This is a genomic window from Pseudomonas sp. FG1, from assembly GCF_034313875.1.
GTDB classification, from domain to species: Bacteria; Pseudomonadota; Gammaproteobacteria; order Pseudomonadales; family Pseudomonadaceae; genus Aquipseudomonas; species Aquipseudomonas veronii.
In genome coordinates this window covers 6090291-6114465 of sequence record NZ_JAVIWP010000001.1, presented here as the reverse complement: position 1 = coordinate 6114465, position 24175 = coordinate 6090291, and the positions used below count along the sequence as shown (strand labels likewise).

25 protein-coding genes are annotated in these 24175 nt (G+C 60.4%); 10 read left to right on the top strand and 15 right to left on the bottom strand.

What is annotated here, in order from left to right; genetic code table 11:
- Window positions 1-76: 76 nt before the first annotated feature.
- Genes RGV59_RS28095 through RGV59_RS28085 form a run of 3 tightly spaced genes read right to left on the bottom strand, consistent with a single transcriptional unit; the run spans window position 77 to window position 2385 of the window.
- Window positions 77-640 carry a peptidylprolyl isomerase A gene (locus tag RGV59_RS28095; protein WP_017845278.1) on the bottom strand — a complete coding sequence of 188 codons (564 nt, stop codon included), beginning with the start codon at window positions 638-640 and terminating at the stop codon, window positions 77-79.
- Window positions 641-643: 3 nt separating this feature from the next.
- A complete protein-coding gene (locus tag RGV59_RS28090; RefSeq protein ID WP_046489437.1) occupies window positions 644-1447 on the bottom strand; it encodes an alpha/beta fold hydrolase in 804 nt (267 codons plus the stop codon).
- Between the two features lie 14 nt (window positions 1448-1461).
- Window positions 1462-2385: a LysR family transcriptional regulator gene (locus RGV59_RS28085; protein WP_017845280.1), complete on the bottom strand. Its 924-nt coding sequence runs from the start codon at window positions 2383-2385 to the stop codon at window positions 1462-1464.
- Window positions 2386-2434: 49 nt separating this feature from the next.
- Here RGV59_RS28085 and RGV59_RS28080 point away from each other — a divergent pair, with 49 nt between their 5' ends.
- The 4 genes from RGV59_RS28080 to RGV59_RS28065 all read left to right on the top strand — a co-directional run bounded on the left by RGV59_RS28080 (window position 2435) and on the right by RGV59_RS28065 (window position 5063).
- Entirely contained in the window at window positions 2435-2749 is a 315-nt protein-coding gene (locus RGV59_RS28080; RefSeq protein WP_026139816.1) for a hypothetical protein, read from the top strand.
- 151 nt (window positions 2750-2900) lie between these two features.
- Window positions 2901-3500: an FMN-dependent NADH-azoreductase gene (locus RGV59_RS28075; protein ID WP_046489439.1), complete on the top strand. Its 600-nt coding sequence runs from the start codon at window positions 2901-2903 to the stop codon at window positions 3498-3500.
- Window positions 3501-3702: 202 nt separating this feature from the next.
- Window positions 3703-4578, top strand: a complete 876-nt coding sequence (locus RGV59_RS28070) for a carboxylate/amino acid/amine transporter (RefSeq protein WP_017845283.1) — start codon at window positions 3703-3705, stop codon at window positions 4576-4578.
- A gap of 68 nt (window positions 4579-4646) precedes the next feature.
- Entirely contained in the window at window positions 4647-5063 is a 417-nt protein-coding gene (locus RGV59_RS28065) for an Lrp/AsnC family transcriptional regulator (protein ID WP_017845284.1), read from the top strand.
- Between the two features lie 37 nt (window positions 5064-5100).
- Here RGV59_RS28065 and RGV59_RS28060 read toward each other — a convergent pair whose 3' ends face one another.
- From RGV59_RS28060 to RGV59_RS28035, 6 genes are all read right to left on the bottom strand, one after another.
- Window positions 5101-5778 (bottom strand): phenylalanine--tRNA ligase beta subunit-related protein, encoded by a 678-nt coding sequence (locus RGV59_RS28060; protein ID WP_017845285.1) that lies wholly within the window; start codon window positions 5776-5778, stop codon window positions 5101-5103.
- Window positions 5779-5782: 4 nt separating this feature from the next.
- The gene (locus tag RGV59_RS28055; protein ID WP_046382467.1) at window positions 5783-7000 is read right to left on the bottom strand and encodes an ATP-grasp domain-containing protein; all 1218 of its coding nucleotides are present in this window, start codon (window positions 6998-7000) and stop codon (window positions 5783-5785) included.
- 11 nt (window positions 7001-7011) lie between these two features.
- Window positions 7012-8193 (bottom strand): hypothetical protein, encoded by a 1182-nt coding sequence (locus RGV59_RS28050; RefSeq protein WP_126585486.1) that lies wholly within the window; start codon window positions 8191-8193, stop codon window positions 7012-7014.
- Window positions 8194-8201: 8 nt separating this feature from the next.
- Window positions 8202-8516 (bottom strand): Rieske 2Fe-2S domain-containing protein, encoded by a 315-nt coding sequence (locus RGV59_RS28045; RefSeq protein WP_017845288.1) that lies wholly within the window; start codon window positions 8514-8516, stop codon window positions 8202-8204.
- A gap of 12 nt (window positions 8517-8528) precedes the next feature.
- Window positions 8529-9752, bottom strand: a complete 1224-nt coding sequence (locus RGV59_RS28040) for an iron-containing redox enzyme family protein (protein WP_260473866.1) — start codon at window positions 9750-9752, stop codon at window positions 8529-8531.
- A 440-nt stretch (window positions 9753-10192) separates the two neighbouring features.
- Window positions 10193-11482: a mechanosensitive ion channel family protein gene (locus RGV59_RS28035; protein ID WP_017845290.1), complete on the bottom strand. Its 1290-nt coding sequence runs from the start codon at window positions 11480-11482 to the stop codon at window positions 10193-10195.
- 193 nt (window positions 11483-11675) lie between these two features.
- On the opposite strand from RGV59_RS28035, the gene RGV59_RS28030 reads away from it, so the two are divergent.
- Window positions 11676-13022: a DEAD/DEAH box helicase gene (locus RGV59_RS28030; protein ID WP_017845291.1), complete on the top strand. Its 1347-nt coding sequence runs from the start codon at window positions 11676-11678 to the stop codon at window positions 13020-13022.
- A gap of 214 nt (window positions 13023-13236) precedes the next feature.
- Window positions 13237-13626, top strand: coding sequence for a transcriptional regulator (locus RGV59_RS28025; protein ID WP_126585485.1), 390 nt, complete (start codon window positions 13237-13239; stop codon window positions 13624-13626).
- A 34-nt stretch (window positions 13627-13660) separates the two neighbouring features.
- On the opposite strand, the gene RGV59_RS28020 is transcribed toward RGV59_RS28025, so the two are convergent.
- The 3 genes from RGV59_RS28020 to RGV59_RS28010 all read right to left on the bottom strand — a co-directional run bounded on the left by RGV59_RS28020 (window position 13661) and on the right by RGV59_RS28010 (window position 15704).
- Window positions 13661-14527, bottom strand: a complete 867-nt coding sequence (locus RGV59_RS28020) for a DUF6279 family lipoprotein (RefSeq protein ID WP_126585484.1) — start codon at window positions 14525-14527, stop codon at window positions 13661-13663.
- A 66-nt stretch (window positions 14528-14593) separates the two neighbouring features.
- Window positions 14594-15316, bottom strand: coding sequence for a TorF family putative porin (locus tag RGV59_RS28015; RefSeq protein ID WP_017845294.1), 723 nt, complete (start codon window positions 15314-15316; stop codon window positions 14594-14596).
- A gap of 208 nt (window positions 15317-15524) precedes the next feature.
- Window positions 15525-15704 carry a hypothetical protein gene (locus RGV59_RS28010; RefSeq protein ID WP_003193095.1) on the bottom strand — a complete coding sequence of 60 codons (180 nt, stop codon included), beginning with the start codon at window positions 15702-15704 and terminating at the stop codon, window positions 15525-15527.
- A gap of 322 nt (window positions 15705-16026) precedes the next feature.
- On the opposite strand from RGV59_RS28010, the gene RGV59_RS28005 reads away from it, so the two are divergent.
- Together RGV59_RS28005 and RGV59_RS28000 are read left to right on the top strand one after the other, a co-directional pair.
- On the top strand, window positions 16027-16863 hold the full coding sequence (locus RGV59_RS28005; RefSeq protein ID WP_028617391.1) for a S1 RNA-binding domain-containing protein: 837 nt from the start codon (window positions 16027-16029) through the stop codon (window positions 16861-16863).
- A 372-nt stretch (window positions 16864-17235) separates the two neighbouring features.
- A complete protein-coding gene (locus tag RGV59_RS28000) occupies window positions 17236-18678 on the top strand; it encodes an NCS1 family nucleobase:cation symporter-1 (protein ID WP_104902685.1) in 1443 nt (480 codons plus the stop codon).
- On the opposite strand, the gene RGV59_RS27995 is transcribed toward RGV59_RS28000, so the two are convergent.
- A complete protein-coding gene (locus RGV59_RS27995; RefSeq protein ID WP_126585483.1) occupies window positions 18590-19807 on the bottom strand; it encodes a YbfB/YjiJ family MFS transporter in 1218 nt (405 codons plus the stop codon). The genes RGV59_RS28000 and RGV59_RS27995 overlap by 89 nt on opposite strands.
- 105 nt (window positions 19808-19912) lie before the next feature.
- On the opposite strand from RGV59_RS27995, the gene ptrR reads away from it, so the two are divergent.
- Together ptrR and RGV59_RS27985 are read left to right on the top strand one after the other, a co-directional pair.
- Window positions 19913-20806: a putrescine utilization regulator PtrR gene (gene ptrR, locus RGV59_RS27990; protein ID WP_046382475.1), complete on the top strand. Its 894-nt coding sequence runs from the start codon at window positions 19913-19915 to the stop codon at window positions 20804-20806.
- A 139-nt stretch (window positions 20807-20945) separates the two neighbouring features.
- Complete coding sequence (locus tag RGV59_RS27985; protein WP_017737772.1) at window positions 20946-21068, top strand: PA1414 family protein; 123 nt, start codon at window positions 20946-20948, stop codon at window positions 21066-21068.
- Window positions 21069-21226: 158 nt separating this feature from the next.
- Here RGV59_RS27985 and RGV59_RS27980 read toward each other — a convergent pair whose 3' ends face one another.
- Window positions 21227-22609 (bottom strand): sodium:solute symporter, encoded by a 1383-nt coding sequence (locus RGV59_RS27980; protein ID WP_126585482.1) that lies wholly within the window; start codon window positions 22607-22609, stop codon window positions 21227-21229.
- Between the two features lie 33 nt (window positions 22610-22642).
- The gene (locus tag RGV59_RS27975) at window positions 22643-24154 is read right to left on the bottom strand and encodes a purine-cytosine permease family protein (RefSeq protein ID WP_126585481.1); all 1512 of its coding nucleotides are present in this window, start codon (window positions 24152-24154) and stop codon (window positions 22643-22645) included.
- Window positions 24155-24175: the final 21 nt, after the last annotated feature.

Sequence of the window (24175 nt, the reverse complement as noted above, 5' to 3'; positions counted from 1 at the left end):
GACGCCCGCCCGGCGGGCTCTCCTGTTCAAAGGCGCGCGGCGCCTTGTGAGCGCCGCGCGGAACTACCTGCGGACCTCAGTCGATGCGCTTGGCCGACTTGATCAGGACAGGATCGATTGGCACGTTCTGCATGCCTTGTTTGGTGGTGGTCTGCGAGTTGACGATGATGTCGACCACGTCCATGCCTTTGACCACTTTGGCGAACACGGCATAACCGGCATCGCGGCCTGGATCGAGGAAGGCATTGTCCGCGACGTTGATGAAGAATTGGCTGGTGGCCGAATCCGGGTTCGAGGTGCGGGCCATCGACAGCGTGCCACGCACGTTATGCAGGCCGTTGCTGGCTTCGTTCTTGATCGGTGGGTTGGTGTCTTTTTGCGCCATCTGCGCGGTGAACCCGCCGCCCTGGACCATGAAGCCCGGGATCACACGGTGGAAAATCGTGTTGGTGTAGAAGCCCTTGTCGACGTAGGCCAGGAAGTTCTTGCTACTGATCGGCGCCTTGACCGGGTCCAGTTCGATTTCAATGTCGCCGTTGGTGGTGGAGATCAATACGTGGGGCGCCTTGGCGGGCTCGGCGGCCATCAGGTTGGCAGCGAACAGAACGGAACCGGCAAAGAAGGCGATTTTTTTCAGCATGGGTCAGTGATCCTGGGTAGTGGTTTCGACTGTCTTTAGAAAATCGAGCAGGGTAGCGTTAAAGACATCGGGTTGATCCAAGGGTGTGGCATGGCGGGAATCTTCGATGACCACCAGCCGCGCATCGGGCAGCAGTTTTACATAGATTTCTTTGTGCGCCACAGGGGTGTAGTCGTGGTCGGCGCTGATGACCAGGGTTGGACAGGTAATTCTGCAAAGTCGTTCCTGCACGCCCCAGCCCACAATTGCATCGAAGCTGGCGAGATAAGCATGTTTGTCGTTTTTTGCCCAGCGCTCGGCCATCTTGCGGCGCAGGTCGGCTTGCTGCGGTTTGGGAAACAGCCGGTCGCCCAGGGCCTTGCCGATGGTGGCCAGGCTGAGGACGCGTGCCAGGGTCCAGCGCTTGGCCCATTGCCAGTAATCGTCGGCGCTGCGCACCTTGACCTCGGGCGCGCTGTTGACGATGCACAGGCTCTTGACCCGCGCCGGTTCGTCCACCGCCAGTTGAAACGCGATCATGCCGCCCATGGACAAGCCCACCACGTGCGCGGCGGGCAGGTCCAGGTGTTCGATCAGGGCGATCAGGTCGAGGGTGAAACCTTTGATGCTGTAGCGCTCCCGGGGCTTGTCGGAACGCCCATGGCCACGCACATCCACCACGATCAGGCGGTAATGCCGGGCCAGCACCGGAATCTGCAGTTCCCAATCCTGGCTGCTGGAGCCCAGGCCGTGGATCAGAATCAGCGGGGTGCCGTGGCCATATTCCTCGTAATGCAGGCTGCACCCTTCATGTTCGAACCAGGCCATGCATGAACTCCGTTTCAGGCTTGCTGCGGTGCGGCGAAAGGCGCATCCAGGGGGGCGGTGTCAAATGTGCGCAGCAGCTCCACGAGGATCTGCGTCGCTGGCCCCAAGGGTTTGTCCTTGTTCGAGTACAGGTAGAACGTAGGGTGACGGCTGCCGCCCTGCTCCAAGGGTAGCTGCTTGAGCACGCCTTCGGCGAGTTCGCGCTCGATCATGTGCCGGGGCAACCAGGCAAAGCCCAGGCCGCTGCCGACGAAACTGGCGGCCGTGGCGAGGCTGCCGACGGTCCAGCGCTGTTCGGCGCCGAGCCAGCCGACATCGCGCGGCTGCTGGCGCCCGGAGTCGCGGATCACCACTTGCATCTGGCTTTCCAGGTCCTGGAAGCTCAGTTCGCGGTTCATGCGGTGCAAGGCGTGCTCGGGGTGAGCGACGGCGACAAACTCCACGTTGCTCATCTCGGTGCCGAGATAGCCGGGGATGTTGAAGCTGCTGATCGCCAGGTCGGCCACGCCTTCGATCAACAGCTCTTCAACCCCCGACAACACCTCTTCGCGCAGGCGCACGCGGCAGCCGCGGCTTTGCGGCATAAAGGCGGTCAGGGCGCGCACCAGGCGTGCATTCGGGTAGGCGGCATCGACCACCAGGCGTACTTCGGCTTCCCAGCCCTGTTCCATATGGTGGGCGAGGTCTTCGAGTTGGCTGGCGTTTTTCACCAACTGCCGGGAGCGGCGCAACAGCACTTCGCCGGCGTCGGTGAGCACGGCCTTGCGCCCGTCGATGCGCAGCAGCGGCACCCCGAGCTGGTCTTGCATGCGGGCCACGGTGTAGCTCACCGAGGACTGCGAACGGTGCAGCGCTTCGGCCGCCTGGGCGAAGCCGCCATGGTCGACCACGGCTTGCAGCGTGCGCCATTGATCGAGGGTAACGCGGGGCGCTTTCAAGATGAGCTCCTCTTGTCCTAAGCTGACAGTCCTTATTGGAGACTGCCGAATGAGAAAATTGTGTTGTGTGGTGCTGGCACTGCTGCCGCTCAGTGCGTTTGCCTACCCCATCGATGTGACAAAAAAGATCGACGGCGTGAGCGTGGATTACACCGCGTCCGACGTGGACGGTGATATCAGTTCGATCCAACTGAACAACTACGGCACGCGCGACGCGCTGTGTTCGGTGACTTTCACCAACGGCCCGGAATCACCCCGTCGCCGTACTGTCAGCGTGCCGGCGGGCAAAAGCACCAACACCACCGTCAAGTTCAACCGCGCGATCATCAAGATGCGTATCGCACTGGAATGTGCACCGAAATAAAGCGACAGCGGAGCATGCCTACAGCAATACTCCGCTTATAAACAAATTTCTAGATGGGTTGTAGCAGTTTTTTGCGCTTTTTTATCGAATTGGCTCTGGTTAATCTTTTCTCCATCGACTTACAGCAATTACAGATGGAGCCTACGCAGCCATGTCCAACGTACTGATCATCGAAAGCAGCGCCCGCCAGCAGGATTCGATCTCCCGCCAACTGACCCGGCAGTTCATCAGCCAATGGCAGGCTGCGCACCCGGCGGATCAGATCACCGTGCGCGACGTGGCGCTCAACCCGCTTCCGCACCTGGACGCCAACCTGCTCGGCGGTTGGATGAAACCGGCGGATCAGCGCAGCGCCAGCGAACAGGCATCCCTGGATCGCTCCAACACCTTGACCGACGAATTGCTCGCCGCCGACGTGTTGGTGATGGCGGCGCCGATGTACAACTTCGCCATCCCCAGCACCCTCAAAGCCTGGCTGGATCACGTGTTGCGTGCAGGTGTGAGCTTCAAGTACACCGCCACCGGCCCCCAGGGGCTGTTGATCGGTAAGCGGGCCATCGTGCTCACCGCCCGGGGCGGGATTCACACCGGCGCAAGCTCCGATCACCAGGAACCTTACCTGCGTCAGGTGATGGCATTCATCGGGATTCATGACGTGACGTTCATTCACGCCGAAGGGGTGAACCTGAGCGGCGACTTCCAGGAAAAAGGCATCAACCACGCCAAGGCGTTGCTGGCGCAAGTCGCGTGATCCTTTAATCGTCACATAATCGCGCGGTGTTTATATCTCACCACGCAAACCCTTCAAGTCCGCGTAAAAACCTCCCTTTGCACTTGTTGCTCCTGAGTGCTCCTGCCCGACTGCCGCTATCGCGAGGTCGGGTTTTTTTTGCGCCGAGTTTCGTGAGCCGCCGAAAACCTTTAATGTCCCGCCCATTCGATACGAGGCGCGCATGGGCTACTTACTGGTTGTCACCCTGATACAGGCATTTTCCTTCAGCTTGATCGGCGAATACCTTGCCGGTCACGTCGACAGCTACTTCGCGGTGCTGGTGCGCGTGCTGCTGGCCGGGCTGGTGTTCATTCCGCTGACGCGCTGGCGCTCGGTGCAGCCGACCTTCATGCGCGGCATGCTGGTCATCGGTGCGCTGCAATTTGGCGTGACCTACGTTTGCCTGTACCTGAGCTTTCGCGTGCTCACGGTGCCTGAGGTGCTGCTGTTCACTATCCTCACGCCGCTGCATGTGACCCTGATCGAAGACGCCCTCAACCGACGCTTCAACCCCTGGGCCCTGGTCGCCGCGCTGGTCGCGGTGGCGGGTGCGGCGGTCATCCGCTTCGATCAAGTCACCCCGCACTTCCTTGGGGGCTTCCTGCTGCTGCAACTGGCCAACTTCACCTACGCCGCCGGGCAAGTCATGTACAAGCAGTTGGTGGCGCGCTACCCCAGTGATCTGCCGCACTACCGGCGTTTCGGTTATTTCTACCTCGGTGCGCTGCTGGTGGTGTTGCCGGCATTCCTGGTGTTCGGCAAGGCTGATTTCCTCCCCGAAGCGCCGCTACAGTGGGGCGTGCTGGTGTTCCTCGGGCTGGTCAGCACGGCTCTGGGCATGTACTGGTGGAACAAGGGCGCGTGCCTGGTCAACGGCGGAACCCTGGCGGTGATGAACAACCTGCATGTGCCGGTGGGGCTGTTATTGAACCTGTTGATCTGGAACCAGCACGAGCCGTTGGGCCGCCTGGCCCTGGGCGGCTTGGTGATTCTGGCGGCAGTGTGGATCAGTCGGTTGGGCATAAAGCCCGGGCCTGGCGTACAGTCTGCGAGGTGATAGGCCCAGGGCAGGCGTGAGCGGGAATGAAAGTCTGTTATAGAAGAGAAAAGTGTGGGGGCGGCAGAGTGGACAAGGTTGACGAACAGATCATTGCTGCCTTGAAGGACGACTCCCGGGTCAGCCTGGCGCAGCTGGCGCGACAAGTTCACAAGTCGCGAACCGCCGTGGAATCGCGGGTTCAGAAACTGATCGAGAAGGGCATTATCCTCGGCTTCACCATCAACGTCGCCGCCGATGAGGAAGCCCAGCAATCGGCGTTTTTGATGCTCACGCTCAATGGCAGCAACTGCCACCTGGTGTTTCCGAAGATCTACCAGTTCCGTGAAGTGGTTCAGGCTTATTCGCTGTTCGGCGACGTCGACATGATGCTCGAGGTCAAATACCGCAACTTTGAAGAGCTGATGGTGTTCAAGGACAACTTGCTGAAGATCGAGCATGTGCGCGAGGTGGTGGTCAACCCGGTGCTCAAGGCCTGGCGGTAGCCGCTGCTGTTCCGGCAGCGGCGACGCGGTTCCAGCCTCAGGCGTGATCGTGTACGGTCTCGAGAAAGTGATGACTCAACGCCGGCATTCGCTGGCGCAGGGTGTCGACGAACTCTTCGATGACGGCCTGGTTGAAGGCCAACGGCGTATCGTCGTGACCCAGCACCACCACCAGCAGGCTCGACGAGTCCTTCGTCAGCCTGAAGTCATGGGCGTCGGCGTCGACCTTGCCGATACTCGCCAGGGGCACGTCACCGCAGGTATAGACGATATCGCCCGCAGGAATCGTAATCTCCTTCTTGGCGAACAGCGGGCGGAAAGCCCTGGGCGCCTCCGAGCGCATGACGTAGATGTCATCCCGCCGATGGTAGGTGTGTACGCCGATGCTGACCCCATGCCGGATCGCCACGGCGTTATAGGCATCGACGATGTTGTTGATGGGGTATACGCCCTTGGCGATGAAGCGCCGCAACAGTTTCTCGTTGGCGCTCACGGTGTTTTCGTAGCCGAGCTTCTTGAGTTGCTTGGCAAAGCCTTCGTAAATGACGTTGGAGTCCAGCTCGTTGAGGTGGGACGCAACGTGATTCAGGTTGCTTTGCAGGACACTGACGAAGCTCTGGTCGTCCGACACGGTAATGTCTTCGATAACCGCCGCGCACGCGTTGTTGATGCCCAGATCACTGGCTGACTTTCGGATGATCAAACGACTTTTCATGGTCTTAACACCACAGCTGTTTACGTAGATTGGCGCTGCTGATGTCCAGTTGCGGCGCCGAGAGGTGTTGCAGCCAGAACAGCCCCGGGCAGGTGGCAAAATCGATCGTGACCGGCGTGGTGTCGCCCGGGCGGATGAAGTAACGGTGGCCGCAATAGGCCTCGTCCTCCATTACGCTCTGCAGGGCCTGCGGCGAGGGCGCGGCGAAGGTACGTTGTTCGTCGGAGCAGAAGAACCCGATCCGACCGTGGCTGATCTGGCTGACTGCATCGGCGCGCGGGCGTGGGCGGCCGAGGTAGCTGTCGATGGCCAGCGAGAGCAAATCCGGGTGATATACCTGTTGAAACAGCAGCGGTGCGATGCCGCCATGCAAGCGGCCGCCGGCTTCAATCATCACCGGGCCGTGGGCAGACCAGATGATCTCCATATGAATTGGGCCGACCTCGATGCTCAGCGCCGCGGCCGCCTGGCGGGCATAGTCGGTCAGCGGTTGCAGGTCTTCGGCGCGGGGGTCGAGGGTGTCCAGGCTTTCGTAGACAAACATGCTGCCGTTTCTCTGGACCTTGGTGTACCTGCACACCGAGGCAATGATGTACACGCCGTCAAAGGCGACCATATCCACCACATATTCCGGGCCCGACACGAACGGCTGCACGATGAAACCGAGGTTGATTTCCCCCAAGTCGTTTTTGCGCTGCCAGGCTGCAGTGTCCAAGGCACTCTTGACGCCGGCCCGGCCTTGGGCAAACACCACGCCTTCGGTGGCGGCGGAATTGAGCGGCTTGACCACGTAGGTGGTCTTGTCATCCAGCGTGGCAACCACCTCTGCAATGCGCGTCGGTGAGCTCAGCAGTTGCGATTCGATGTTCGCCAGCCCGTGTTTTTTCAGGGCGTGCTGCATGGAGAACTTGTTGCGACGCAGGTCGCTGGTGACACGGCTGTTGCCGGGAACGCGCAGGACTTCGGTGAGGTAGTCGGTCAGGTAGATCGCGGTTTCGCAACCGGCGATCACGGCGCTCAGTGACAGCGGTTCGAGGATCTCCAGCAAACCCTCTTCCCAGTGGTAGACCGCCTCGAAGTTTTCCCTGATCAGGTCATCGGTGAAATGCGCGGGCAAGCTGTCGGTGGAAATCACGGCAAAGCACCTCACGCCCTGAGCCTTGAGCAAGGGCGCGTAGAGTTTACCTGTGGAGAACGGGTCAACGATCAGTACGGTTTCCAAAGCAGGTACTCCTATTTTGTGGTGGCGGTGGCCGCGACGGCAGGGGTGAGGTTCCACGCCAGTACGGCAGCGGCCAACAGCGCGGCGGAGACGATCATCAGCACGCGCGCACCTTCGAGGCCGAGGAAGCCTGTGGTGGTGAAGAACGTCAGGATCATCGGCGCCGAGCCACTGACCAGCAGGTAGTAGAGCGAGCTTTTGGCGGCGATCACGTCGGCGATCCGTGCGTTGGGCGCCGACTCGATCAGGGTTTTACGCAATTGGATGCGCAGGCTGTTGATGCAGAAACCCAGCAGGAAAGCGGCGGCCATCATCACGTAGAGGTTATGGAAATAGACGATTGCCACGTCGGCCAGGATCACCAGCAGGATCGCGCTGTAGCTGTTGAGCTTGATCCGTGGCAGCACCGCGGCACTGAACGCACCGAGGCCCGCCAGGCCGCTGGCGACGCCAAACAGGGTGGCGTTCCATTCGTTGAGCTTCTGGAACACGATCGGCACCAGGCTGTTGAAGGCGCCGATATGGAAGCCGATCATGCTCAACACGATGATCAGGATGTACAGGTTGCGCGGCAACTGTAGGGACTGCGCCGTGTGGGTGTCGACGACTTGCTCGGTGGCGTCGGCGGTGGGCGTGGCCGCGACAAAAAGAATCGCCGCCAACGACAGGATCGCCCCCAGGCTGATGATCTGCAGGGTCTGGTTGACCGTGAACACATCCACAATCACCCCGCCCAGCAGCGCACCGCCAAAGGCCCCGATCTGGATGGAGGTTTGCATCAAGCGCGCCGAGGTGTCGCTGTTGGTCAGCCCGGCCAGCACCAGCTTGGTGTTTTTCGATTCCAGGGTACTGATGGTGAAGTAGTCGGTGACTCCCACCACGAAGGCAATCGCCAGGAAACCGATCGGCAACAGCGCCGCGTCGGTAAACGACAGTCCCAGCACGGCGGCGAACGCAGTCAGGCGAATGTACAACAGCCGTTTCATGCTCAGTTCAATGGTGAAGAACCGGCCGATGTACTGCTCGCACAGATACGGCACCACGGTCGCCACGCATAAGGTGGCGCCCACCAGGAAGGTCGAGCCGGTGGTCTCCAGACCGAACCAGACCATGGCAATCACAATCGCCATGTCCAGGCCGGTGAAGAGGGTCACGATCGAATAAAACGCAGCAAGGGTCGATTTATTATTCATGGGCACCATCAGTCGTAACGAGAGAGTTTAAGGAGAGGCACGCACCGCTCGGTGTCACCAATGACGGTGCTGATCTGGTTTCTGACGCGAACGGTGGGCAGCGACTTCTTTTCCAGGTTGCAGACCTTGTAGGCGTTGTCGTGCCAGGGGCAGATCACGCTTTGCCCGTCACCCGTCACTTCCCCCATGTGCAGCGGGCCGCCGCGATGGGGGCAGGCGGTCGGCAGCAGTTGAGTCGAATGTGCATGGCGCTTGAGAAAGTAGGTTTTCCCTTCCACCGCCACATAGTGGGTATGGCTGAGGTTCAGGCTGATGGCTTTCATGGGGCGGCGTCCTCAAATGGCCGTGACGGTGTAAGTGCAGGACGGGCTGACGACGCGGGTGCCATGCAGCATGCCCTTGGGAATCACCACGCCTTCCCCGGCCTTGAGGCGCACGCTCAGTTCGGGGCTGGCGACGAAATCCAGCTCGCCGGACTCGACCCAGAACAGCTCGTCGTTGGGGTGGGTGTGCAGCACCGAAAGCTCGTGTTCAGGCTCGGTGATCGTCAGGTCCACCGGCTTGCGGCCTTTGAGGGTGCTGGCTTGGGCACGGTGTTCGTCCAGTTCGTCATGCCACTTGATATGGGCATACAGCTCTTCGTCGGCGATGTCCTGCAGTAAGCGGAACTCCTCGAAACCGCGGATAAGGTCGGGGATGATCGCGTTGCCGAACTGCTTGATCATCGGCAGGATCAGGCGTTGCAGGGCCATTCTTCCGTGATGCACATCGATGTGTGAGTGCTCGTCGAAGTATTCGGTGGAGACCGTGCCGTTGAAGATGGTCTTGATGGCGCGCGACTGATGCTGGGTGGTCAGGGCCAAGGTGGCTTCGGTGTAGTACATGGCGCCGATATAGCGGAACAGCTCGCCATGGTTGGCCGACACGTAGTGGAAGTAGTTGGTGAGCGACAGCGAGGCCGGGGTATAGAACTGCCAGTAGTGATGCACGTGAGGGGACATGTCCATGTCTTTGAGCATGTCTTCAAAAATGGTGCTGTGCTTTTTCTTGTCGATGCCGTAGCCGTATTCGTCGATCAGGATCTTGAACAGCTCGCTGGTGTACACGCCGCTGTTGCCCAGCACATTGCGCGCCATGGCCGAGGCTTCACTGAGGAAGTCGCCGGCGCATTGCGTCATGAAGAACCGCGCGGCACGTTCGGGATGGCGGCTGGTGGTCAGGACTTCATGGAGTTTTGAATCGGAGCGGGCCACATCGTCCAAGACCTTGTCGGTGTGGGCGACAAAGGCGTCCAGGCACCAGGGGCCGTTGATGTGCACCTCTTCCTTGAGCCAGTTGTAGAGGTAGTGCTCCAATAACGGACGAATCTTTTTACCCGACGCGGCATGCAATGGGTCATAAAAGTCCTTGAATACCTTGAGGTCCAGCGCCATGGGCGGCTTGGGTAAAAAGACCAAGTCTTGCTCATAGATATTCAATAATAAACGTTGCGCCAAAAGATGCTGGCTGTGTGAGAGTTGCTCGCTTGTCAGGCAACTGCTGATAATCGAATCGGTCACGTCCTGCGGCCTTGAAGGCCGCTGGTAGGGGCTGTCGGTATAAAAGTCGCGAGGTTGAGAAAAGGCAGTTGCACCGCAGTAATGAGTCAATGCTTCCGCATCCGAACTTAATACAAAGTGTGCCGCATCATCTGAAAGCTTAGTTGTCCATAACATAAGTAACGCCTTCTCACAGAGTTGTTCGATGGCCAGATGCTATAGCTTTGGTTTTTCTAAAAACAGATTAAAAACCGGGTGCCTGAATAGTGAAATTCACTAAACGTATAGGTAGAGTTTTCTTAGTTGCGGCGTCGGTTTGATTTTGCCGCGTGCGGCAACTAGACATGTTCCTCGGCTATTTACCGAGTTGGCCTGGCCTGTAGCGCAAGGCCTGATTGGGCGCGGGGGCGTGTGGTGATTCGACCGGCGAGGGGCACGCGAGCCCCGCGCCGTCTGCCTTGTCAGCGCTCCAGCGCTTGGGCGGTCGTGGTGTTCTGCGTCATTGCGAACAGCCCGCTGCGCAGGTCCGTGCCGCTCGGCTGTTGATACAGGCTCAAGCCGAATTCCGGCAGCACCGCCAGCAGGTAGTCGAAGATATCCCCTTGAATCCGCTCGTAATCCGACCACGCCGTGGTGCGGGTGAAGCAGTAGATTTCCAGCGGCACGCCCTGGGCGGTGGTTTGCATCTGACGCACCATGCAGGTCATGTTCGGCTGGATGTCCGGGTGGCTTTTCAGGTAAGCCAGGGCATACGCGCGGAAGGTGCCGAGGTTGGTCATGCGCCGGCGGTTGGCCGACAACTGCGCGCTTTGGCCCTGGGCTTCGTTCCAGGCCTTGAGTTCGGCCTGCTTGCGGCTGATGTAGTCGGTGAGCAGGTGGACCTGGGTCATGCGGACTTCTTCATCGTCGCGCAGGAAGCGCACGGCGCTGGCATCGATAAACAGGCTGCGCTTGATCCGACGCCCGCCGGAGGCCTGCATGCCGCGCCAGTTCTTGAACGACTCGGACATCAGGCGCCAGGTCGGAATCGAGACGATGGTCTTGTCGAAGTTCTGCACCTTGACCGTATGCAAGGTGATGTCCACCACGTCACCGTCCGCGCCGACCTGGGGCATTTCGATCCAGTCGCCGACCCGCAGCATGTCGTTGCTGGTCAACTGCACGCTGGCGACGAACGACAACAAGGTGTCCTTGTAGACCAACAAGATAACCGCCGACATCGCACCCAGGCCGGACAACAGCAACAGCGGCGAGCGGTCGATCAGGGTGGCGACGATGATGATCGCGGCAAACACGAACAGAATCATCTTCGCCAACTGCACATAGCCCTTGATCGAGCGGGTACGCGCATGTTCGGTGCGCGCATAGATGTCCAGCAGGGCGTTGAGCAGCGCACTGATGGCCAGCACCACGAACAGGATGGTGAACGCCAGCGCCACGTTGCCGATGAACAGCGTTGCGGTCTTGCTCAGGTCCGGCACCAGGTGCAGGCCGAACTGGATCACCAGCGACGGCGTCATCTGCGCCAGGCGGTGGAAGACTTTGTTGTGGCGCAGGTCGTTGAGCCAGTGCAGGGCCGGTTGCCGGCCGAGCAATTTGACCGCATGCAGGATGAGGTAACGCGCCACCCGTCCGAGCAACAGCGCCACCACCAACAACACCAGCAAGCCCAGGCTGGAATGCAGCAGCGGGTGTTCATCGAGGGCGTTCCAAAGGTCTTTGACGTTGAGCCAGAGCTGTTTGATATCCATGGGTGAAACCGATTCTTCTGTAAGACAAGACCGGTCGATTAGAGCATTTAAGAGCAGCTACATTGGCGTTACAGACAAACGCCTTAACAAAAAAGCAGCTGATTAGCCCTGTTCGCGTAAAGAAACTCGGTTTGGACGCTCGAAACCGTTACCCTATGCAGCTGATATTTTGTATTTCTTCGAGGTAGCACCCGTGTTTTCCCAATTCGCCCTGCACGAACGCCTGCTCAAAGCCGTGGCCGAGCTTAAATTTGTCGAGCCTACGCCTGTGCAGGCAGCGGCCATCCCGCTCGCGCTCGAAGGGCGTGACCTGCGGGTGACGGCTCAAACCGGGAGTGGCAAGACGGCCGCTTTCGTCCTGCCTATTCTTAACCGCCTGATCGGCCCGGCCAAAGTCCGCGTCAGCATCAAGACCCTGATCTTGCTGCCGACCCGCGAGCTGGCCCAGCAGACCCTGAAAGAAGTCGAACGTTTCTCGCAGTTCACCTTCATCAAGTCCGGCCTGATCACCGGCGGCGAAGACTTCAAGGTCCAGGCCGCCATGCTGCGCAAGGTCCCGGACATCCTCATCGGCACCCCGGGCCGCATGATCGAGCAACTCAACGCCGGCAACCTCGACCTCAAGGAAGTCGAAGTGCTGGTGCTCGACGAAGCCGACCGCATGCTCGACATGGGCTTTGCCGATGACGTGCAGCGCCTGGTGGCCGAGTGCGTGAATCGTCAGCAGACCATGCTGTTCTCCGCCACCACCGGCGGTTCGACCCTGCGCGACATGGTTGCCAAGGTCCTGAACAACCCCGAGCACCTGCAGGTCAACAACGTCAGCGACCTGAACGCGACCACGCGCCAGCAGATCATCACCGCTGACCATAACGTCCACAAAGAGCAGATCCTCAACTGGCTGTTGGCCAACGAGACCTATCAGAAGGCCATCGTGTTCACCAACACCCGCGCTGCGGCTGATCGCATCTACGGCCGCTTGGTGGCGCAGGACTACAAGGCGTTCGTCCTGCACGGCGAGAAAGACCAGAAGGACCGCAAGCTGGCAATCGACCGCCTCAAGCAAGGCGGGGTGAAGATCCTGGTCGCCACCGACGTCGCCGCGCGCGGCCTGGACGTCGACGGCCTGGACATGGTCATCAACTTCGACATGCCCCGCAGCGGCGACGAATACGTTCACCGTATCGGTCGCACCGGGCGTGCTGGCAACGATGGCCTGGCGATCTCACTGATCTGCCACGGCGACTGGAACCTGATGTCGAGCATCGAGCGCTATCTCAAGCAGTCGTTCGAGCGCCGCACCATCAAGGAAGTCAAAGGCACCTACACCGGGCCGAAGAAGGTCAAGGCTTCGGGCAAGGCCGTAGGCGTGAAGAAGAAAAAAGTCGACGGCAAGGGTGACAAGAAGAAGGCCGGCGCCAAGTCGCCGACCAAGCGCAAGATCGCCAACCGGCCGAAGACCGACAACCTGTCGTTGGTCAGCAAGGACGGCATGGCGCCGCTCAAGCGCCGCAAGCCAGAAGCACCGGCTGCCGAATAAGGCTGGGCCGCGATAAAAAAACCGGACGCTGTCCGGTTTTTTTTTGCCTGCGGTTTTTTGCCTTGGCCGCAGCTTCTTTCCGCCCAGTTGAGGCGGCGAACGTCTGGAAAGTACACAGAAGTGACGCCTGTCCATTCGGCTGAACGGCCGCTGACGAGACGTGTCCCAACTCTGAACGGGCTGCTTTTCCTTTTGGCCCGCAGGAGGCATCAGGATGACGACTTACAACTGGGATCTGATCGAACGGCTGTTGCATGAAGTGCAGAATGGCGAGGGCAGCTTTGCCCCGCGTAAGTACGCCGAGCAGGAGGCCGCCGAGAAGGTCATGGCGGGCGAGTCCACCGGCAATCTGGATGTGTTGAAAACAACCGCTGCGGATTACGAGGCGCTGTTGCTCAAGCGCGGGTTTATCGAGTCGCGGCCCGAGGACGAGGGTGGTAGTGGTGAAAACTTTATCCTGACGCCACGAGGGGCCCAATTGCTGGCGTTGATCGACAGCTCGATACCGGGCCACGCTCACCCGCGTCAGGTGCTCGATGAGCAGGCGGATGCGCTGGAACCGGCGACGTTCGACGACGTGGCGTCCAAGGCGGCGATTGCCTGAAGGGCCTGCGCGGGCGCGATGTTGCTCCCACGTTCTAGTCTGCGGCGGCGTTGAGGCATTTGAGCGCCTTGAAATCGCTGCGCACGCCCGCGATTTTGTGCGTCAGTTTCTGGCGTTGTTGTACGCTGCTTTGCGCCATTAGATCCACGATCAGGCTGCGCGCCGCTGTTTCCGTCTGGGCATCGGCCTGCCGATATTCCGGGGTCCATGCGCGTTCGCGGTCCACCAACAATTGTTGCATTTTCTGCGCAAAGTCAGGGGCGTGGCGTTGTTGCACAGCGTCGATGAACTGCGCCTGCCAGCGGGCGCGGTTGTCGATCCACTGTTGGTTCTGGTCACCCAGCTCCGCAGACCAGGCCTCCACCCGTTGCTGCTGGCTGGCGCTGAGCGGCCCGATCCACGCATAGAGGCGCTTGCTCATGCGCTCGGCACGCGACTGGATCTGTCGCGGCAGGGGCGGTTTCAGGTATTCGTCCTGGCGTTTGCGCAGGTCTTTGGCCAGGGCGTCGTTCATGTCCTTGACCTGCTGGTCGTCCAGCTCGCGCAGCAAGTGGACCGCCGACGGTGTGATCGCGCGCGCGATCTCGCTCACCGCCTGTTTGGCTTCGTCGGTATGGCTCTGCAAGGCGTTGTCGCTGACCTGATGGTTGTCGACCATCTGTTGCAGGCGGTCGAGCCAGTCCAGATAACCTGGTAACTGCGTGGTGCAATGCCAGGCCAGGTGTTGCTGGAGGGTGTCGTTGAACCAGCGTTTCTGCCCGGCGTTCATGTCCAGGTAGTCACTGAGGGTCCACGGGATGATCACGTCGAGATTGCGGTAGGCCAAACCCACGCGGTTGCAGCCGCCAAGCACCAGGCTCAGGATCACGAATGGCAGCAGAAAGTTGAGCCGGCTCAGCATGGGCGGGTCCTTGCGCAGAGGGGGTTAATGCATGTGAACCCGCGCTGGGTGCGACAGTTCAGCCCATCAATAAAACGTCCGCGCTGCCTTCAAGGTCAACAGCCCATCGCATTGCGAATTGTGTCCGGAGTAGGCCGAGCAGTCGCCGCCGTTGAGGCTGGAGTCGCTGTAGATCAGGTCAAGGTCAACGCCCATCCACGCCCGTGAGAATTGCACCGACCAGTCGCTGAAACTGCGGATCGAACCGCCGTCCACCGAGACCGGGCTGCCCAGTTGATGCGTGGTGTACTTCATGCTGACGCCGATGCCGAACGGCTGTGTGCCGCCAAGGTCGGCGAACAGGGTGCTGTCCTGGCGGTCGGGGTCGTTGCTGAAGGACGCGCCGAAGCGATTGCCCAGCAGGTTCAGGCCGCCATAGAACTCCTGGCTGTCAAGGGGGCTGAGCGAGGGATAGCTGTAGTGGATCAACCCCACTTCGTAGCCGAGCGTCTGGTCGAAGGGGTGTTTGAACCCCATGTACGAGTCGATTTCAAGGTTGCTCGCCGAAGACAGGCCCATGTTCGGTGAGAACTGGCCGATGTACAGGCCGCTGTCGTGGCTCAGGTCGAGGCCGCCGTGGAAGGCGTCGCTGCCCGGCGATGTCGGCTTGACCAGGCCCTGGGCCATGCTGCGGCTGGGCGTGGTGCCCAGTTTCAGATCGAAGTCGCCCAATTCGCGCTGGAAAATCTGCGCTTCGGCCAAAGGGCTGGCGGCGAGGGCGGCGAGCAGGAAAATACAGGGTTTGAGCATGCTTCACTCCATGAAAAGCGAGGAGCAGTAATGGAAGGAATCGTGCAGATGCCCGTGCTAGACGTGTGCAAGCATACCGGCGAATGCCGGGCGGTGAGGCCCGTTGGTCGATTTTGTGTTGCAGGGAGAAGCAATGGGGTGTTTCGGGCTCTAGTCCTAGCGCCTTGCTGGCAAGACGCTTAGGGACCAGGTGTGTTGCGCGGTCAGCTTACTTCTTGCCCAGGCTGATCTGCTTGGACGGGCCGAAAGTCTGGCCGCTCACGCCCTTGGCAATCTGCTGGATTTCGCCACCGGACTTGAGGAACGCAGCGATCTGGCTGTTGATCGACTCGCTGGTTTCGACGGCGGGAGCTGGCTTTGCTTTGCTGTTGGATGCTTTTACGCGCATGGCGGCCACTAACCTGTAGAAAATTAACTTGGCCAGGCATCGTACAGGAAATGCTTGACAATTGCTTGGTAAATATCCCCTTGTATTTAGTGCGCTGGCTGAAACCAGCGAAGTTCGTCGTCGAAATAAGCCTCTAACTTACTGTTTTAACTCGAAACCACGCGGTCTGTCGGGTGCCGCTGGCGCGGCGGAATTCAGCCGATTGATCAGACGAGTGGGGCGGTGCCAGTAGAATGCCATGCGAACCCGCGAATTTTCAGGCGTGCGCGCGTGCCGGACGCAACTCGGGTAGAATGCCGCCCACGCAATGAGGGTATTGGAAATGGCTTTAGTCGGGCGCTACAACAGCTTGCAAGTGGTTAAACACACTAACTTTGGTTTGTACCTGGATGGTGCGCAAGACGGTGAAATCCTCTTGCCTAATCGGTATATCCCCAAAGATATTCCCAGTGAAGATGAAGACTGGCTTAACGTATTCATTTACCTGGACAGCGATGACAAACTTATCGCCACCACTGAAAAACCAAAAGTTCAAGTCGGCGAATTTGCCAGTTTGAAAGTTGTGGAAGTCAACAGCATCGGTGTCTTCCTCGATTGGGGTTTGCCCAAGGATCTGTTGCTGCCGTATTCGGAAGAAAAGCGTCAATTGACCGCTGGCGAATATTGCGTGGTGCATGTCTATCTCGACAAGCACACCAAGCGCATCACCGCCACCGCGCGCCTTGACCGCTACCTGGACAAGACGCCCGCCAACTACCAGGTTGGCCAGGAAGTCGACCTGCTGGTGGCCGAGGCCACGGACATGGGCTTCAAGGCGATCATCAACAACAAGCACTGGGGCCTGATCCACAAGAACGAAGTGTTCAAGTTCCTGCGTCCGGGCAAGGAAGAGAAGGGCTTTATCAAGGAAATCCGCGCCGACGGCAATATCAGCCTGAGCCTGCAACCGGTCGGCCAGGAAGCGGCTTCCAGCCTCAACTCGAAGATCCTCGCCAAGTTGCGCGAAAACAACGGCAGCCTGCCGGTCAGCGATAAAAGCGACCCGGCGGTGATCAGCAACTTGTTCGGCGTCAGCAAAGGCAACTTCAAGAAGGCCATTGGTGCGCTCTACAAGCAGGGCCAGATTGTGATTCATGCCGATCGCATTGAACTGAGCTGAGTGCGGTTTGCTCTTCTGTAGGAGCGAATCGCTCCTACAGAAGCTGTGCCGATGCCCCGTAAATCCTTGTTCTGTCGGCCTACGGCGCAGATGACCTGAGCAACTTGGCCACATTCCTCAGCGCCGCTTGCTGCGCAGTCAGGCACCTGTGTGCACAACGGGTGTGCAAGTGATTGTGTACAGGATTAAGGCGTGCACCGTTGCTGAGCGGTATACACCGGTCTAACTCTCGATACACCCTTTGGCACCCCGGCCCGTGGGGATTGTGTGCCATTGGCACGCATTCTGCTGACTCTTTCGTATACAAACCATGCCGCCTTCCGTATGCATCCCGTTACGGCAGCGCAGGCGGGTATTTCGAGGAGCCAAGCGATGACCGAACAATTGCCCAAAGGCTACAGCCCGCGCCTGTACAACCAGGACCTGGGCCCACTGCCGCAGAAGTGGACCTGGTACAACATCTTTGCCTTCTGGATGAGCGACGTACACAGCGTCGGCGGCTATGTCTTCGCCGCCAGCCTGTTCGCCCTCGGGCTGGCCAGTTGGCAGGTGCTGATTGCGTTGCTCGCAGGCATTTGCATCGTGCAATTGATCGCTAACCTGGTGGCCAGGCCGAGCCAGCAAGCGGCCGTACCGTACCCGGTGATCTGCCGACTGGCGTTTGGTGTGTTCGGTGCGAATATTCCGGCGGTGATACGTGGCTTGATCGCGGTGGCGTGGTACGGGATTCAGACGTATCTGGCGTCGAGTGCGCTGATCATCGTGGTGCTGCGCTTTTTCCCACAGATGGCCGTGTATGCAGAGCCGCACTTCGCTGGCCTGTCCTACCTGGGCTGGTTTGGTTTCCTCAGCTTGTGGGTGGTGCAGGCGGCCGTATTCTGGGCGGGCATGGAGTCTATCCGGCGCTTTATCGACTGGGCCGGGCCGGTGGTCTACGCGGTGATGTTCGCCCTGGCCGGCTGGATCGTGTGGAAGGCGGGCTGGGCGAATATCAGCTTTACCCTGGCGGAAAAGTCCTTGTCGGGCTGGCAGGCTTTCGGCCAGGTGATTGTGGCGACGGCGTTGGTGGTGTCGTACTTTTCCGGGCCGACGCTGAACTTCGGCGATTTCAGCCGCTACTGCCGCAGCATGCAGGATGTGCGTCGCGGTAATTTCTGGGGGTTGCCGGTGAATTTCCTGGCGTTCTCCCTGGTGACCGTGGTGATCGTCTCGGGCACCTTGCCGGTATTCGGTGAAATGCTCCACGACCCGATCGCCACCGTGTCGCGTATCGACAACAGCATGGCCGTGTTGCTGGGCGCCTTTGCCTTTGTCACGGCCACGATCGGCATCAATATCGTCGCCAACTTCGTGTCCCCGGCGTTCGACTTCGCCAACGTTGCGCCGAGCAAAATCAGCTGGCGCGCCGGCGGCATGATTGCAGCGGTGGCTTCAGTCTTTATCACCCCGTGGAACCTGTTCAACAACCCGCTGATGATCCACTACACCCTGGACATCCTCGCCGCGTTTATCGGGCCGTTGTTCGGAATTCTGCTGGTGGACTTCTACCTGATCAAAAAACAGCAGATCGACGTGGATGCGCTGTTCGATGACAGCCCGGGCGGGCGTTATTACTTCGACGGCGGCGTGAACTGGACGGCGGTCAAGGCTCTGTTGCCGGCGACGCTGGTGGGTGTCGCGATCACGTTCACCCCGGCCTTGCAGGGCATGGCCAACTTCGCCTGGTTCACCGGTTGCTTCCTGGGTGGGCTGTTTTTCCTGGTGCTCGCTCGGCGCGAACAGGCTCGCGTGCCAACGCCGCTGATGGCTGGCTGACTGCCGCGGCCGGGCGCAGCAACAGCGCGCCGGCCAATAACAACCCGCAACCGGCGATCACCAGCGCCGGTTGCAGGCCGCCGCTCAGGTGGCTGCTCATCGACGCGAGCAATGGGCCGCTCAGTTGTCCGATGGCAAAGCTCGCGGTCAGCACCCCAGTGCTGCGCTGGTAGCCGTGGGGCGCCACCTCGCGCAAGCGTGCCATCACCAACTGCATACACGCCAGAAACGGTGCGCCGCAGAGCAACACGCCCAGCGCCAGGCCCCAGCCGTTGCCGAGCAAGCAGGTAAATACGCCCGCCGCTTGCAACCATAAGGTTGTCATCAGCCAGCGGCGGGTTGTGTTCGCGGCCTTGCGGCGCAGGCTCGCCACGACCACCCCGAGCGCAGCCGCCAGGCCAAAGCATGGCCAGAACAGGTCTGCCTGCCAGGCGCCCTTGAACTGCGCGCTGGCCATTTGGGACAGAAAGGTCGCCGGGATGATGTAGCCGAGGCCGTAGAGGAAATAAACCCAACCCAGGTGCGCGATGCTCGCATTGCTGCTCGCGTCGCTGACGGGCGCGTCAGTGACGCTCGGTTGAGGCAGGAAAGGCAGGATCGCCAACAGCATCAGCAGCGCCACCCCGCCGTAGACCAGCCACAGTGTTGCGGAGCTTTGTCCCAGCAGGTTCGAACCCAGCGCCAGCAGGCCGGTCAACAGAATCCCCAGGCCCGGCCCGGCAAACACCAGGGCACCCAAGCGCGGCCGCCCGGCGGCAATCGCCAACGGTTGGCTGAGGCTGGTGATCATCACCAGCGCCCAGGCGCTGGCCACGCCAGTGCCGAAGCGCAACAGCAGGTGCGGCCAGAACCCGTGGGCCCAATACGACGCCAGGGTCAGCAGCACGCACAACCACAACCCGCCGTACAAGCGACCGCGTACATGGTGATGGCTGCGCGCGAAAATCGAATCCACCGCGCCGACGAAGTAACCCAGGTAGTTGGCGGCGGCGATCAGCCCGGCACCGGTCAGATCAATCTGCCCCTCGCTGAGCAGATGTGGCATCTGCGGGGTGAGGGCGAAGCGGCCAATGCCCATGGCCATCATCAGGGCGATAAAGCTGGCGAGGAGGCGAGTCAACGGCGACATGTGCAAGGTTTCCTGCGGGAAAGCGAATGACGTGCAGGCTAAGGTGGATTGACTTTCTGTAAAAATGAATAATAGTGAGCAACTTGTTCAGTTTTGGAGAAAGGTATGGAGTTCAGTCAATTGCGCATTTTCCAGGCCGTGGCGGAAGAGGGCTCCATCACCCGCGCTGCCGAGCGCTTGCACCGCGTACCATCGAACCTGTCGACCCGGCTCAAGCAGATGGAGGAGCAACTGGGCGTCGAGTTGTTCGTTCGTGAACGTCAACGCCTGCAGCTTTCCCCTGCGGGCAAAGTGTTGCTGGACTACAGCACCCGTCTGCTGGCGCTGCACGACGAAGCCCACGGTGCCGTGCAAGGCGGGCAACCGGCCGGTGACTTTGTGCTGGGCAGCATGTACAGCACCGCCGCGATTCACTTACCGAAACTGTTGGCGCGCTATCACAAGGCGTATCCGATGGTGAATCTGCAGGTGCAATCGGCGCCCAGCGGCGAGCTGCTCGAAGGCTTGATCACCGGGCGTCTCGACGCGGCGCTGGTCGACGGCCCGCTGACTATCGCGTCCCTGGACGGTGTGCCCTTGTGCGACGAAAAGCTGATGCTGATTTGCGAAGCCGACCACCCGCCAGTACTCGGCCCCCAGGATGTTGCCGGCCGTGCGGTGTTCACCTTCCGACGCAGTTGTTCCTATCGTCGACGTTTGGAGACGTGGTTTTCCCACGAGCACGTGGCGATGGGCCGTGCCATTGAGATCGAGTCTTATCAAGGCATGCTCGCCTGCGTGATCGCCGGTTCCGGCGTGGCCTTGATGTCCGAATCCATGCTCGACAGCCTGCCAGGCAAGGACAGCGTGTCCGTTCATCCCCTATCTGAGCCTTTTGCCACTGCGACCACCTGGCTGATGTGGCGAAAGGGTATGCTCGGCGCTAATCTCAACGCATGGATCGAACTGCAGCGCGAAGGCCAGGCAGGGTTCCTGCAAGATAGCCGGGCGATCGCCTGACCGATCTGTCGTATTTGCATGAATTTGGTAATAGTTCGTTGTGGTTTCGTTCATGCAATGTGTAGGAGTTAGGGCTACTATTTGTAGGAAGAGGCGAAAGAATTTCCGCCGACCCGCACTACCCTCAAAGGGGGCAATCATGAAAGAGAAAATCCAAACCTGGCTCCACGACCTTGGCGTTGCGCTGGGCCTGATCGAGCCCCCGCTGCAGCCGGTGCCCATTCGCACGGATGATGAGCAGCGTCGTCCACGTCGGCGTTGAACCGCAGTCGTCGGAACACCGCAGAATCTATGTAGGAACGGGCTTGTGTGGGAGCAAGCAAACCCGCCCTCGCGATGCGTGGTACGCCACGCAAAAAAAACGAGTGCGACATCCGACGTCGCACCCGCTGAAGAAAACCTGATTTCCCGCGTGCTTGTTCAGGCGGCCCGCGCCGGTTCCGTTTCAGGCCGGCGCGACAACAGGCTCACCCCGACAAAACTCACCAACGCCACCGCCAGGCTGTAGTAGATCGGCGTGTTCGCGTCCAAGCCGTCCTTGAACATGAACACCAACGCCGTCACGAAGCCCAGGGTCATGGACGTAATCGCCCCCGAAGTCGTCGCGCGCTTCCAGAAGATCGCCCCGATCAGCGGGATCAGCATGCCCCCCACCAACAGGTTGTAAGCCAGGGTCAGGGCACTGATCACATCGTTCACCACCAGCGCGATGCCCAGCACCGTGATACCGGTCAGCAGGGTGAACAGGCGGTTGATGTTCAGGCTCGACTGCTTGCCGCCGCGCAAACGTGGCAGCAGGTCCTCGGTCAACACGGTGGACGCCGCCAGCAAGCCGGCGCTGGCCGTCGACATCATCGCCGCCAACGCCGCCGCAATCACCAACCCACGAATGCCATCGGGCAGCGACACTTTGACGATCGCGGCGAACGCGTTGTTGACGTTATCCAGATCGGGAATCAGCACATGGGCCGCCATGCCGATCAACGCACAGGCCAGGCCGTAGAGAATGCAGTAGAAACCGGCGAAAGTGCCTGCGTACTGGGCGACCTTTTCGTCACGGGCGGTGAACACCCGTTGCCAGATGTCCTGGCCGATCAGGATGCCGAAAAAGTAGATCATGAAGTAGGTGATGATCGTGTCCCAGCCGATCGCGGTGAAGCTGAAGTTCGACGCTGGCAGCTTGGCCACCAGTTCGTCCCAGCCGCCGACGCGGTACAGGCAGATCGGCAGCAGGATAAACATCAGGCCGACGGTCTTGATCACGAACTGCACGATGTCGGTCAGGGTCAGCGACCACATGCCGCCGATGGTCGAGTACATCACCACCACGCCACCGCCGAGCAGCACCGAAATCCAGAAGGGCAGGCCGAACAGCACCTGCAGCACGGTGCCGATGGCCAGGATCGAGGTCACGCCGATCATCAGCGCGTAGGCCAGCATGATCACTGCGCTCGCCTGGCGGGCCATGGGGTTGTAGCGTTTTTCCAGGACCTGGGTGACGGTGAAGATTTTCAGCTTGAGCAACGGCTTGGCCAGGAACAGGTTCAGCGCGATGATCCCCATGCCCAGCGCGGCGCACAGCCAGAAGCCGGAGATGCCGTGGACATACCCCAGGCGCACGGTGCCGACGGTGGACGCGCCGCCCAATACCGTGGCGGCCATGGTGCCCATGTACAGCGACGGGCCGAGATTGCGCCCGGCGACCAGGTAGTCTTCGTGGGTCTTGGCGCGGCGCATGCCGTAATAGCCGAGCACGAGCATGCCGGCGGCGTAGATGAGGACGACGAATAAATCCAAAGCCATGACGGCGGGTCTCCGATTATTTTTTTATGGAAATCAGGCGGCTTTTTGCAGCGCCGGTTCAGCGCGCACGTCCGTGCGTTCGCTGCGTGGATCGGTAGGGCCGTACACGGCAGCCGGTTCCGGGAACAGGCGCAGCAAGCTCAGGTACACCACCGAGGCCAGCCCCAATGTCACCGGCAGGCTGACATCGATGCCCTCGGCGAGGTTGCCCAATGGCCCGACAAACTGCCCCGGCAGGTTGACGAAGCACAGCCCCACCCACGCGCTCGGAATCCAGGCTCCCAGGCCGCGCCAGTTCCAGCCGTGGCTGAACCAGTAGCGCCCGCCGCGTTCGCCGCGGGTAAATACCTGCAGGTCGTCCGGGCAGTAGAAGCCGCGACGCACGATCAGGCCGATGATCATCATCACCATCCACGGGGTGGTGCAGGTGATGATCAGCACCGCGAAGGTCGACACGCTCTGCACCAGGTTGGCGGCGAAACGTCCGATAAAGATGAAGGCGATAGACATCACCCCGATCAGCAGCGTGGCCTTGACCCGCGACAGCAGGCGCGGGAACACGCTGGACATGTCCAACCCCGTGCCATACAGCGACGTGGTGCCGGTGGACATGCCGCCGATCACCGCGATCAGGCACACCGGCAGGAAGAACCAGCTCGGCGCCACCGCCAGCAGGCCGCCGACGTAGTTGTTGGCCGCGATGTAGTCCGGTGCCCTGACCGCGACGATGGTCGCGGTGGCCAAGCCGAACAGGAACGGGATCAAGGTGGCGATCTGTGCCGCGACCACCGCCAGCATGATGCGAATTTTCGGCGTTTCACGCGGGATGTAGCGCGACCAGTCACCGAGGAACGCGCCGAAGGAGATCGGGTTGCTCATGGCCACCAGCGCCGCGCCGATAAACGCGGCCCAGAAACCGCTCTGGCCGAGGGCCACGCTGCCGGCGAAGTGGCTGTCGAAGGTCGGCGCGAACGCGAAGATCCCCAACAGAAACAGCAGGCTCGCCGCCCACACCGCGATGCGGTTGACCCACAGCATGAAGCGAAAGCCGTAGATACAGACCGTCAGCACCAGGATGGCAAACACGCCGTAGGCCAGGCCCAGGGTCAGGTCGGTTTCCGGCAGGCCGATCAGCCGCTTCGCACCGCCGACCAGCGCATCGCCCGAACTCCACACCGACAGTGAGAAGAAGGCAATCGCCGTCAGCAATGACAGAAACGAGCCGACGATCCGCCCGTGGACACCGAAGTGCGCCCCGGACGACACAGCATTGTTGGTGCCATTGATCGGCCCGAACAGGCCCATGGGCGCCAGGATCAGCGCACCCACCAGCACGCCCAGCACAATCGCCCAGACACCGGCCTGGAACGACAGGCCGAACAGCACCGGAAAGGCACCCAGCACCGCTGTGGCAAAGGTATTGGCACCGCCGAAGATCAGGCGAAACAGATCCTTGGGCCCGGCGGTACGTTCATGGTCCGGGATCTGTTCGACCCCGTTGGTTTCTATCTTGCGAATACTGTTTTCGTTGTTTTTATTATTCATGATCAGCTCCGATCACATTGG

What these genes read in the sequence shown, in the direction of transcription:
- RGV59_RS28060 (WP_017845285.1), bottom strand. Translation starts at nt 5,778, where the DNA reads ATGAAAAGTCGTTTGATCATCCGAAAGTCAGCCAGTGATCTGGGCATC.
- RGV59_RS28070 (WP_017845283.1), top strand. Translation starts at nt 3,703, where the DNA reads ATGGGCTACTTACTGGTTGTCACCCTGATACAGGCATTTTCCTTCAGC.
- RGV59_RS28005 (WP_028617391.1), top strand. Translation starts at nt 16,027, where the DNA reads ATGGCTTTAGTCGGGCGCTACAACAGCTTGCAAGTGGTTAAACACACT.
- RGV59_RS27980 (WP_126585482.1), bottom strand. Translation starts at nt 22,609, where the DNA reads ATGGCTTTGGATTTATTCGTCGTCCTCATCTACGCCGCCGGCATGCTC.
- RGV59_RS28075 (WP_046489439.1), top strand. Translation starts at nt 2,901, where the DNA reads ATGTCCAACGTACTGATCATCGAAAGCAGCGCCCGCCAGCAGGATTCG.
- RGV59_RS28095 (WP_017845278.1), bottom strand. Translation starts at nt 640, where the DNA reads ATGCTGAAAAAAATCGCCTTCTTTGCCGGTTCCGTTCTGTTCGCTGCC.
- RGV59_RS27985 (WP_017737772.1), top strand. Translation starts at nt 20,946, where the DNA reads ATGAAAGAGAAAATCCAAACCTGGCTCCACGACCTTGGCGTTGCGCTG.
- RGV59_RS28035 (WP_017845290.1), bottom strand. Translation starts at nt 11,482, where the DNA reads ATGGATATCAAACAGCTCTGGCTCAACGTCAAAGACCTTTGGAACGCC.
- RGV59_RS27995 (WP_126585483.1), bottom strand. Translation starts at nt 19,807, where the DNA reads ATGTCGCCGTTGACTCGCCTCCTCGCCAGCTTTATCGCCCTGATGATG.
- RGV59_RS28045 (WP_017845288.1), bottom strand. Translation starts at nt 8,516, where the DNA reads ATGAAAGCCATCAGCCTGAACCTCAGCCATACCCACTATGTGGCGGTG.
- RGV59_RS27975 (WP_126585481.1), bottom strand. Translation starts at nt 24,154, where the DNA reads ATGAATAATAAAAACAACGAAAACAGTATTCGCAAGATAGAAACCAAC.
- RGV59_RS28010 (WP_003193095.1), bottom strand. Translation starts at nt 15,704, where the DNA reads ATGCGCGTAAAAGCATCCAACAGCAAAGCAAAGCCAGCTCCCGCCGTC.
- RGV59_RS28050 (WP_126585486.1), bottom strand. Translation starts at nt 8,193, where the DNA reads ATGAATAATAAATCGACCCTTGCTGCGTTTTATTCGATCGTGACCCTC.
- ptrR (WP_046382475.1), top strand. Translation starts at nt 19,913, where the DNA reads ATGGAGTTCAGTCAATTGCGCATTTTCCAGGCCGTGGCGGAAGAGGGC.
- RGV59_RS28020 (WP_126585484.1), bottom strand. Translation starts at nt 14,527, where the DNA reads ATGCTGAGCCGGCTCAACTTTCTGCTGCCATTCGTGATCCTGAGCCTG.
- RGV59_RS28080 (WP_026139816.1), top strand. Translation starts at nt 2,435, where the DNA reads ATGAGAAAATTGTGTTGTGTGGTGCTGGCACTGCTGCCGCTCAGTGCG.
- RGV59_RS28015 (WP_017845294.1), bottom strand. Translation starts at nt 15,316, where the DNA reads ATGCTCAAACCCTGTATTTTCCTGCTCGCCGCCCTCGCCGCCAGCCCT.
- RGV59_RS28000 (WP_104902685.1), top strand. Translation starts at nt 17,236, where the DNA reads ATGACCGAACAATTGCCCAAAGGCTACAGCCCGCGCCTGTACAACCAG.
- RGV59_RS28025 (WP_126585485.1), top strand. Translation starts at nt 13,237, where the DNA reads ATGACGACTTACAACTGGGATCTGATCGAACGGCTGTTGCATGAAGTG.
- RGV59_RS28090 (WP_046489437.1), bottom strand. Translation starts at nt 1,447, where the DNA reads ATGGCCTGGTTCGAACATGAAGGGTGCAGCCTGCATTACGAGGAATAT.